The sequence below is a fragment of the Corynebacterium tapiri genome (assembly GCF_006334925.1).
Taxonomy (GTDB): Bacteria; Actinomycetota; Actinomycetes; order Mycobacteriales; family Mycobacteriaceae; genus Corynebacterium; species Corynebacterium tapiri.
In genome coordinates, this window is sequence record NZ_VDHJ01000001.1 from 161559 (window position 1) to 172368 (window position 10810).

Sequence of the window (10810 nt, forward strand, 5' to 3'; positions counted from 1 at the left end):
CATTATGCTAGTGGCGGGCAAGTGAGCGCGGGAGCTGCCAGCATCCTATAAGCTAACGGGTATGTCTCGTCACAGCGTCCTGGGCTGGCCAGTTCTGCGCCAGCTCAAGAATAAGGATCCGTTTGCGCGCGGTGAGTCTACGAAGTCAAAGAAGTCTCGCACGCTCGCCCCGCGCATCGCTGAAGCTGACCGCGTAGTCAAGAGTGTGTGCCCGTACTGCGCCGTTGGCTGCGGTCAGCTGGTGTACGTCAAGGATGAGAAGGTCATCCAGATCGAGGGTGATCCGGATTCCCCGATCTCGCGTGGTCGCCTGTGCCCCAAGGGCTCGGCCTCCGAGCAGCTGGTGAATTCCGATACGCGTGTGAGCGACATCCTCTACCGTGCGCCGAAGTCCACGGAATGGGTCAAGCTCGATCACGAGACGGCGATGGAGATGATCACTGATCGCTTCATCGAGGCACGTCGTAAGGGATGGCAGGACACCGACGACGACGGCAACCGGGTCAACCGCACGCTCGGCGTGGCGGGCCTGGGTGGTGCAACCCTCGATAACGAGGAAAACTACCTGATCAAGAAGCTGTTCACCGCAGCTGGAGCGATTCAGCTGGAGAACCAGGCGCGCATATGACACTCGGCCACGGTCCCCAGTTTGGGGTCCTCGTTTGGCCGCGGCGGCGCGACCCAGCCGCTGCAGGATATGGCAAATGCGGACTGCATTGTCATCCAGGGGTCTAACATGGCCGAAGCTCACCCGGTGGGATTCCAGTGGGTGATGGAAGCCAAGAAGCGTGGCGCGCGCATCATTCACGTCGATCCTCGCTTCACCCGTACCTCCGCAGTTGCGGACAAGTACATCGGTATTCGCGCTGGTAGCGACGTCGTCCTGTTCGGTGCGTTGATCACGTACATGATCGAAAACGATCTGTGGTTCAAGGACTACGTGCTCAACTACACCAACGCCTCGACGATCGTGAACGACGAGTTCCGGGACACCGAGGACCTGTCGGGCCTGTACTCGGGATTCAACGAAGAAACCGGTACGTACGACCTGTCCTCGTGGAGCTACAAGAAGGCAGAGGGCGCTGAGCCACACGAGTGGGAGTTCGAGCGTGACGAGACGCTCGAGCACCCCAACTGCGTGTTCCAGCTGCTCAAGCGCCACTACTCCCGGTACACCCCGGAGATGGTCGAGGAGACCTGTGGCATCTCCCGCGAGGACTTTGAATTCCTCGCGCAGTCCATCGCCCAGAACTCTGGTCGTGAGCGCACCACCCAGTTTGCCTACGCCCTGGGGTGGACGCAGCATACGCTGGGCGCGCAGTTCATTCGTGCCTGCGCGATCTTGCAGCTGCTGATGGGCAACGTGGGACGCCCAGGCTCAGGAATCATGGCTTTGCGTGGTCATGCATCCATCCAGGGTTCTACGGACATCCCCACGCTGTTCCACATTCTGCCGGGCTACATCCCCATGCCTACGGTGGGTGAGTCCTCGATCGAGGATTGGTTCGGCGCTATCGGTGATAAGCACCAGCGCGGTTTCTGGCAAAAGGGAGATGCCTACGCGGTGTCCCTGCTCAAGGCCTACTTTGGTGACGCTGCGACCCCGGAGAACGACTTTGGCTATGAGTGGCTGCCTAAGCTGACCGGCCCTGCGTCGACCTATCACACGCTCCAGCGCATGCAAGACGGTGGTGTGGATGGATACATGGTCTTCGGCCAAAACCCGGCCGTCGCCCAGTCCCACGGATACCTGCAGCGCACGGCCTTGGCCAAGCTGAAGTGGATGGTGGTGCGCGACTTCCAGCTGATCGAGACGGCAACCTTCTGGAAGGATTCTCCAGAGATCCTCAGTGGTGCGCTGAAGACGGAAGACATCGAGACCGAGGTCTTCTACATGCCCGCGGCCAACCACGTGGAAAAGTCTGGAACGTTCACCCAGACGCAGCGGCTTCTGCAGTGGCGCTTTAAGGCCAAGGACGCCCCGGGCGATGCCACGAGCGAGCTCGACTTCTTCTACGAGCTCGGCCAGCGCATCAAGGCCAAGGTGGCGGATTCCGACGACCCCCGCGATCTGCCGCTGAAGAACATGACCTGGGATTACGCTCTCGACGAGCACGGCGAGGTCCTGGCCGCCGACGTGCTCAAGGAGATCAACGGCTACCATCTCGCCGGCGAGAAGAAGGGACAGCTGCTCGATAGCTTCGGGCAGATGCGTAGCGACGGTTCGACCTCCGGTGGTTGCTGGATCTACACCGGTGTTTATGCCGGTGGGATCAACCGTGCTGCCAAGAAGACCCCGCGTACCGAGCAGGGAGAAATGGCCCTGGACTGGGGTTGGGCGTGGCCGATGAACCGGCGCATCCTGTACAACCGCGCATCCGCGGACCCGCAGGGTAAGCCGTGGTCCGAGCGCAAGAAGCTCGCCTGGTGGGACGAAAAACAAGGCCGCTGGGAGAGCAACGACGTGGTCGACTTCCCGCCGACCCTGGCTCCGGGTACGCACCCGGAGAAGGGTGCAGTGGGCCCGGATGCTCTGGACGGAAACGATCCCTTCATCATGCAGCCCGATGGCAAGGGGTGGCTCTTCGCGCCAACCGGCATGGTCGATGGGCCAATGCCGACGCACTATGAGCCGCACGAATCCCCAGTAGACAACGCGCTGTACGAGCAGCAGCAGTCGCCGACCAGGTTGTTCTTCAAGGGTGCGGCAAACCTTTCGCGCCCGGAGCCTGGCCAGCCTGGTGATGACGTCTACCCGTTCGTGTTCACCACCTATCGCCTGACTGAGCACTACACCTCGGGTGCAATGTCGCGCGCGCTGCCATTCCTGGCCGAGCTGCAGCCGGAGCTGTTCTGTGAGGTCTCGCCCGACCTGGCCCAGCTGCGTGGTCTGGAGAACGCTGGATGGGCAACGATCATCTCCCCGCGTGGGTTGATCGAAGCGCGCGTCCTGGTGACTGAGCGCATGCCGCACATGAAGATCAACGGGAAGGAATACTTCAACGTTGGCCTTCCCTTCCACTTCGGTAATGGCCCTTACTCTCCGGCCACGGGCGATAGCCCGAACGACCTGTTGGGAATCACGCTGGATCCGAACACCTCGATCCAGGCGTCCAAGGTGGGTGCGTGCGAGATTATCGCTGGTCGTCGCCCACGCGGTGAGGACCGGTGGGAGATGGTCAAGGAGTACCAGCGGCGCGCGAACTTGAGCGAGGAGTCTGGCAATCTGCGTGTGCCCCAGGTGCTGTCTGAAGACGCAACTCGCGGTCACCGCAGTATGACGGGAAGCCCGATTACGGATCCCGCGGCTGATGATGACGCCCAGGTGGAAAAGACCAAGGACCAGCAGACGGGAGAACTGTAGATGTCTAATGCATTGACAGAATCACCGCGCCACGTTGGCTATCAACCGACCAAGCGCAAGGCCTTCTTCACCGACACCTCCGTGTGTATCGGCTGCAAGGCATGCGAGGTGGCCTGCAAGGAGTGGAACCGACTGCCGGCCGACAACTTCGGTCTGACCGGTGATTCGTACGACAACACCTCCGCTCTGGGTGCGAGCACGTGGCGGCATGTGGCCTTCATCGAGCAGAACGCCGAGCGACTGGCGGCTGCGCGCGAGTCGGGTAAGCAGCTGGTGGGCCTGGGCATGCCGAGCGTGACGCCCCACACTGACTCCGCAGCAGAGCCCGCCACCCCAGGTGACACGCAGCAGTTCCGCTGGTTGATGTCCTCGGACGTGTGCAAGCACTGCACCAACGCCGGTTGCCTGGATGTGTGTCCCACGGGTGCTCTTTTCCGCACCGAGCACGGCACCGTCGTCGTTCAGGATGACGTGTGCAACGGCTGTGGCACGTGCGTGGCTGGTTGCCCCTTCGGAGTGATCGAGCGGCGCAGCGACGGGGGAGTGCTCAAGCGGGACTCTCGCGAAGGCGAAGACTTCACCCCGGGCGAGCACGCCCCGATCAAGAACATCGGCGTCGCTCAGAAGTGCACGATGTGTTACGACCGCCTGCAGGAAGGCCTGACCCCCTCCTGCCAGAAGGCGTGCCCGACTGAGTCGATTCAGTTCGGCGACCGTGATGAGATGCTCGCGCGTGCTCACGAGCGCGTGCGTCAGCTCCACGCGCAGGGGCGCACCGAGGCTCGGCTGTACGGTGCCAACAGCGCTGATGGCGTGGGCGGAACCGGTTCTATCTTCTTGCTTCTCGACGACCCGGAGGTCTACGGGTTGCCGCCAGACCCGCATGTACCCACACGGGATTTGCCCGGCATGCTCAAGACCGCTGGGGTGGCAGCTTCCGCAATGGTGGCGGCCGTAGCAACCAGCTTTGTATTGGGAGGACGTCGCTAATGCCCCCGCAGAACTTTGACTCCTACCGTCCACCGCAGGAACCGCGGCGTCGTGACGCAAAGCCAAAGACCAAGCGTCGTCGTCGGGGAGCGGGAGCACAGGATGGCTCCCGGGAAGAGCGGATGGTCCCGAACATCGAGTTCGAGTCCTACTACGGCAAGCCCGTGGTTAAGGCTCCGCCATGGGAGTGGCCCATCGCGGTGTACCTGTTCTTGGGCGGAGTCGCTGGTGGATCGGCCTTGCTGAGCGTAGGTGCAGAGGCCACGGGACGAGATGAGCTGCGTCGCAATACCCGCATGAGCGCAGCGGCGGCGGCCGGCGTGGGGTCTCTGGCACTGATCAAGGACTTGGGCCGACCCCTACGCGCGCTTAACATGTTCCGCGTGCTCAAGGCATCCTCGCCGATGAGCTGGGGTTCCTGGCTGTTGGCTACCTTCGGGGCGACCTCCGTGGCCGCTGCCGCAGCCGAGCTTGACGAGGTCACCGATCGCCGATTCCCCCTGCCGGATGCTGTTCGTACGGTGGTGCACGCTGCCTCCACTCCGATGGCAGCCGTTAATGGCGTTTTGGGCGCCCCGCTCGCGGTCTACACCGCGGTGCTGTTCGGTGATACTTCGGTGCCGGCCTGGAATGAGGCGCGTCGTCACCTACCGTTCCTCTTCGTCTCCTCGGCGGCTGCAGCTTCCGGAGGGCTGGCGATGCTGACGACCCCGGTCGAGCAGGCCGGCCCGGCACGCGCGTTTGCGGTTCTTGGGGCAGCGGGTGACGTAGCGGCCACTAAGGCGATGCAGCGCCAGATGGACGAGGTCTCCTACGAACCCTATGAGCAGGGCGCACCCGGCAAACTTCTCCATTGGGCCGAGTACCTGGTCATCGGTGGCGGCGTGGCAGCTGCGGTAGGTGGCAAGAACCGCGTGATCGCCGCGCTGTCGGGCGCTGCACTCCTCGGGGCTTCCTGCCTTACCCGATTCGGAGTGCTGGAGGCCGGACTGGAATCCACGAAGGATCCTAAGTATGTGATTGAGCCGCAGAAGCGTCGACTAGCGCAGCGGATGGGTGCAGGAGACTCGATCACGACCGCTTAGCCTTCTCGTGGGTGCTGTCACGCCGTAAGATTTACCCCCTAAACACCCCTGATACTGGCTGTTCATAAGCGGTATCGGGGGTATTTGCGTACAGAGGGCCTCTAAAACTTCTTGCTATGTGATGCGTCTTACAGTCAAAGTATGGGGTGTAACTGACCACAGGGGTGCATGTATTAGGTAAAGGAGCTCACCCACCATGCTGAGTTCGTGTGTGCTCTACCAACCGGGAGCGCTCATCGTTGAGGAATCTCAGTTTGGCGCGCTGCGTCGCACCCGGCCGCATGGTGATCGCCCGCCGGTCCAGGAACCAAAGATCTAAGCCCCGCATTCTTGTTCCTGGAAGGAGAGATCCACACATGTCCCTTGATCACCTTGTCGAGCCATCCGTCCGCCTGGGCCGCGAATGGCTGAACCACACTGACGACTCCGCCAATAATTCAGCCACAGAGCAGCTTTCCGGCCTCCTGCGCGAGCCCGGAGGCGTTGCCTTCACCATGGACTTCGTCGACCGGGTTGCCCGCCCTGAAGACAACGGCGTGGCAGCCGCCGAGCTGCGCAAGATGCCAACCCCGCCGGCTTTCCTCGGCTCGCTGAACCGCGGGATGATGGGGCTGGGGTCGCTGGCCAGCCACGTTGCTCCGGGCGTCGTCATGCCCCTGGCGCGTAAGCGCCTCAAGCACATGGTGTCGCACCTGGTGCTGAACTCGGAGGGCCCCGCGCTCAACGCGCTGCTGGAGGATGCCGCCTCCAAGGGGCAGCAACTCAACCTCAATCCGCTAGGTGAGGCCGTTCTAGGAGACGGGGAGGCTTCACGACGCTCCGAGCAAACCATGGAGATCATCAACAACCCGCGGGTTACCTATGTCTCCGTCAAGGCCTCTAGCCTGTGCGCCCAGCTCAACCACTATGACGAAGAAGGCTCCCTCGAACGGCTTAAGGAGGCCCTGCGCCCCCTGTATCGCGCCGGCCGGGACAGCGACCCGGTGACCTTTGTCAACCTCGATATGGAGGAGTACAAGGACCTTGATCTGACGCTGCGCCTGTTCACGGAGCTGATGAGCGAGGACGAGTTCCTGGGCTACCACGCTGGCATCGTGCTTCAGGCCTATCTGCCAGACAGCGTGGCAGCGATGCACAAGCTCATCGACTTCGCGCACGAGCGCAAGCGGCGCGGGGGAGCCCCGATCAAGGTGCGCATCGTTAAGGGAGCAAACCTGTCGATGGAGCGCGTGGATGCCGAGGTCCACGGCTGGGCTCAGGCGCCGTACGCCACCAAGGCTGAAGTGGATGCGAATTACCTGCGGCTGCTGGATCTGGTCCTCACCGAAGAGAACGCTGACGTGCTGCGTGTGGGCGTGGCTAGCCACAACACCTTCACCCTGGCCTGCGCCTATCAGATTGCCCAAGAGCGGGGCGTACTGCGCCAGGTTGATGCAGAGATGCTGCAGGGCATGAGCCCGGGCCAGGCCAAGGTAGTCCACGAGGCGTTTGGTTCCCTCATCCTTTACACCCCGGTCGTGCGTGATGAGGACTTCGACGTCGCAGTGAGCTACTTGGTGCGCCGATTGGAAGAAAATGCAGCAGAGGAGAACTTCCTGCATGCGCTGTTCGCGCCGGGTGATGCTGCCATCACAGACCAGGAGGCACGATTCCGGCAGGCTATCCGCGAGGCGGCTGCGGTGAGCGCTGAACCGCGCCGCCAGCAAAACAGGCTCGAAGAGACTGGCCGCCAGGCCCCGCGTACCAGCTTCCGCAACGAGCCGGACACTGACCCGTCGCTGGAGCCCAACCGCCAGTGGGCCATCGAAGCTCTACAGCGCGATCCGGGTGCGGTGGAGAGCCCAGAGATTAGCGATCCTGCCCAGGTCAAGAGCGCAATTGACTCTGCTCGGGCTGCTGGTCGTGCGTGGGCGCAACTTTCTGGTGATATCCGGGCAGAGGTGCTGGAAACGATCGCCGATGAGCTGGCAGATGCCCGCGGTGACCTGGTGAGCGTTATGGCGCAGGAGGCCGGTAAGACCGTTGACCAGTCCGACCCGGAGGTCTCCGAGGCCATCGACTTTGCGGTCTACTACGCCGCTCGCGCCCGGGAGCTCGACGAGCGCTTCACTCCGCATGAGCTGGTCTCCGTCGTTCCGCCGTGGAACTTCCCGGTCGCCATCCCGGTTGGCGGCATGACTGCGGCCCTGGCCGCGGGTTCGGCCGTGGTGATCAAGCCGGCTCCGCAGGTGGTGCGATGTGCAGAGGTTGCGGTGGCCGCCATCCATCGCGGCCTGCGCAAGCACGGAATCGACGAATCCGTCCTCCAGCTGATCAACGCCGATGAGTCAGAGGCCGGCAAGGCCGTGGTCACCGGCGCGGACAGCGTGATTCTCACCGGAGCCTCGGACACGGCAGCGCTGTTCCGTTCGTGGGATCCCGAGCTCAAGATCAATGCCGAGACTTCGGGCAAGAACGCCATCATTGTTACCCCGGCGGCTGATCCGGACTTGGCCGTGGCTGACGTCATCGCCAGCGCCTTCGGTCACGCTGGGCAGAAGTGTTCGGCGGCTTCGCTGGTCATCCTGGTTGGTTCCATGGGGACGTCGAAACGCTTCCTTACCCAGCTTGTCGATGCTGCGAAAACCCTCAAGGTCGGCTACGGCACGGATCTGTCAACGCGAATGAACGGGCTTATTGAGGCGCCAGGCGAGAAGCTGCGCCGCGGGCTTACCCAGCTCGACGAGGGCGAATCCTGGCTACTTGAACCTCGCCAACTCGATGAGGAAGGCCTCCTGTTCAGCCCAGGTATCCGCACCGGCGTGAAGCCGGGATCGTGGTATCACTGCAATGAGTGCTTCGGCCCGGTCTTGGGGCTGATGCACGCCCGCGACCTCGACGAGGCCATCGAGTGGCAGAACTCCACTGGCTTTGGCCTGACCGGGGGTATTCACTCGCTTGACGACGATGCCCTTGCCCACTGGATCGACAAGGTCGAGGTGGGCAATGCGTACGTCAACCGCGGGATCACCGGAGCTATCGTGCAGCGCCAATCCTTCGGCGGATGGAAGAACTCGGTCATCGGTCAAGGCGCTAAGGCCGGCGGTCCCAATTACGTGGCGCAACTGGGTACCTGGAGCGATGGCGAGCTGCAGCCCATCAACGTCAGCCTGCGCCCGGACATCGAGCGCTTCTTGCGCAAGGCCGAGAGCGAGCTCGATGCGGCGGATGCTCTGTGGCTGCGCCGAGCTGCCGAGCGCGACGCTCAGGCCTGGGACCAGGAGTTCGGTCGCGAGCACGATCGAACCGCTCTGGCCAGTGAGCGCAATATCTTCCGCTACCGCCCGCTACTGGGTGCGCTTCATGTCCGCCTTGGCCAAGGTTGGAGCCAGCGCGACCTGCTGCGCTTGCGCATGGGGGCGATGCTCACCGGCTGCGAGCTCGAGGTCACCAGCGCCCTGGACATTCCGGGAGTAACCACGCTCAGCGACGAGGAGTTCTCCCGCACGCTCTCGCAGACACCGGGCCAGCGGGTGCGGACTTTGGGATCGGTCGCAGACGAGGTGTACCGCGCTGCTGCGGAGTCAGGATCCGTCATCCTCGATTCGCCAGTGCTTGCCGACGGCCGCCGCGAACTGCTGCACCAGCTCCTGGAGCAGGCCGTTTCGGTGACCTCGCACCGCTTCGGCGTGCTGCGCACGGTCGCGCATCTGGACTAGGCGCTAGTCGTGCCGCGCTGCTCCACTCAGGTGGGGCAGCGGGTTGAGGAATTCTGGTAGCGGGTCATCGCTGGCTGCGATGACCACGTTGCCGTAGGCGCGGCCTGCGAGAACATCAGGTTCAGCGAACGCGCCGACGTGAGCAAACACCTCCTTGAGGCCCGCCATCTCGGCCCTAGTTTCGGGCAGGCCCTCCTTGTCTCCAAGGTTTGCCACGTACAACCCTCCGGGCCGCAGAGCAGCGTGGGCAGCGGAGTAGAACTCCACGGTGGTCAGATGCCGGGGAACCGTGGGGCCAGCGAAGACATCACGCACCAGAATGTCGGCGTCCTGAGGTGCAAGACCGTGAGCGGCGGTGCGAGCTTCTTTGATGACCATGGAGGTGCGAGGAGGCAGTGTAAAGGCGTCCTCCACTAAGCGGGCAAGTTCACCGTCGATTTCTACGACGGTGTGGCGAGCCGCAGGCCAGATATCTGCGAAGTAGCGGGGTAGGCAGCAGGCCGCCCCTCCTAGGTGAACGGTGTGTTCTGGCGTAGGGCGGGAAGAACAAATCCGCGCGATCCACTGCATGTAATCAAAGGTGAGCACGCGCGGGGCATCCATGACGACGTACGACGAGGGGACGTTGTTGATCTCCAGGAGATAACCGCCGTCGCGCTCTGTGTCTGCGCTGATACGGGCAGTCCCGGTAGTGATGGGAAACGTACCGGTGATCTCGCGTCGCGGTGCCCGTGGCTTCCCTTTGCCCATGCGAGGCAGCTTACAATTGCATGCAAGTCAGCATGTCACAGTAGTGGGGAGAAAAGCACGGATGGTAGCGGCGGCAAACTTGACGTGGCAGGAATTCGCGGATCGGGTAGAGCGCGTTGTCATCCTTCCGGTGGGATCTTTCGAGCAACACGGACCGCACCTTCCGCTGGGCACCGACTCGGTGATCGCGACCAAACTGGCCGAGCGCGTCGGGAAAGAATTGGACGCGCTAGTTCTGCCCACCCTGGCGTACGGGTACCGCTCGGCGCCGTACTCGGGTGGCGGCTCAACCTTTCCTGGCACGCTGGATTTGCGGTTGAACACGCTTACCGTCCTTATCCAGGACATTTTGACCGAGCTTGTTGCCGATGGTTGCACCAAGGTCCTGATCTTGAATGCCCACTACGAGAACACCGCCGCGATCATGGAGGCGATGTACCTCGTAGGGGAACGGTTCCCTTCGCAGGTTTCGTTGGTAACCACGGCATGGTGGGACTGCGTGGATGCTGAGGTTCTCAGCGACGTTTTCGACGATGGCCCGTTTCCTGGTTGGGAATTGGAGCACGCAGCGCTAACCGAAACCTCCCTCATGATGCACTTGGATCCCGAATCGGTACACGAGGATGCACTGCCAGGTGACGAGGGCTTTCATGCGCCTAACTACATCCGCATTCCCCTTAAGCCCGGTGACATTCCCGCACATGGTGGTCTGGCGAGTGCCCGTGGCGCTAGCGCAGCCAAAGGACAGCGCATTGCCGACGCAGCTGTCGACGGGGTCGCTCAGCTGTGCCGAAAGGAATGGGGATTAGACGTGGGCCACTGACCCCCGCGGGTGTAACCCGCTTCACACGCGGATGACGCCGGGGTACTCTCTCCCTCAAATGATCGGGATTGTTCAACAATCCGTAGCACCGCTACCCCGC

Annotated in this window: 7 protein-coding genes; 6 read left to right on the forward strand and 1 reads right to left on the reverse strand. The window is 62.7% G+C overall.

The window, feature by feature from the left end; all coding sequences use genetic code 11:
- Positions 1-61 precede the first annotated feature (61 nt).
- The 5 genes from fdnG to FHE74_RS00865 all read left to right on the forward strand — a co-directional run bounded on the left by fdnG (position 62) and on the right by FHE74_RS00865 (position 9137).
- Entirely contained in the window at positions 62-3364 is a 3303-nt protein-coding gene (gene fdnG / locus FHE74_RS00850; RefSeq protein WP_246049082.1) for a formate dehydrogenase-N subunit alpha, read from the forward strand.
- Positions 3365-4354, forward strand: coding sequence for a 4Fe-4S dicluster domain-containing protein (locus FHE74_RS00855; RefSeq protein ID WP_139464524.1), 990 nt, complete (start codon positions 3365-3367; stop codon positions 4352-4354).
- Entirely contained in the window at positions 4354-5439 is a 1086-nt protein-coding gene (gene nrfD, locus FHE74_RS00860; protein ID WP_139464525.1) for an NrfD/PsrC family molybdoenzyme membrane anchor subunit, read from the forward strand. The genes FHE74_RS00855 and nrfD overlap by 1 nt, the downstream gene beginning before the upstream one ends.
- Positions 5440-5635: 196 nt before the next feature.
- The gene (locus tag FHE74_RS10790; protein ID WP_281279378.1) at positions 5636-5758 is read left to right on the forward strand and encodes a hypothetical protein; all 123 of its coding nucleotides are present in this window, start codon (positions 5636-5638) and stop codon (positions 5756-5758) included.
- A gap of 37 nt (positions 5759-5795) precedes the next feature.
- Positions 5796-9137 (forward strand): proline dehydrogenase family protein, encoded by a 3342-nt coding sequence (locus FHE74_RS00865; protein ID WP_139464526.1) that lies wholly within the window; start codon positions 5796-5798, stop codon positions 9135-9137.
- Between the two features lie 3 nt (positions 9138-9140).
- Here FHE74_RS00865 and FHE74_RS00870 read toward each other — a convergent pair whose 3' ends face one another.
- Positions 9141-9887 carry a spermidine synthase gene (locus FHE74_RS00870; RefSeq protein ID WP_139464527.1) on the reverse strand — a complete coding sequence of 249 codons (747 nt, stop codon included), beginning with the start codon at positions 9885-9887 and terminating at the stop codon, positions 9141-9143.
- 61 nt (positions 9888-9948) lie between these two features.
- Here FHE74_RS00870 and FHE74_RS00875 point away from each other — a divergent pair, with 61 nt between their 5' ends.
- Positions 9949-10710, forward strand: a complete 762-nt coding sequence (locus FHE74_RS00875; protein ID WP_139464528.1) for a creatininase — start codon at positions 9949-9951, stop codon at positions 10708-10710.
- Positions 10711-10810 lie beyond the last annotated feature (100 nt).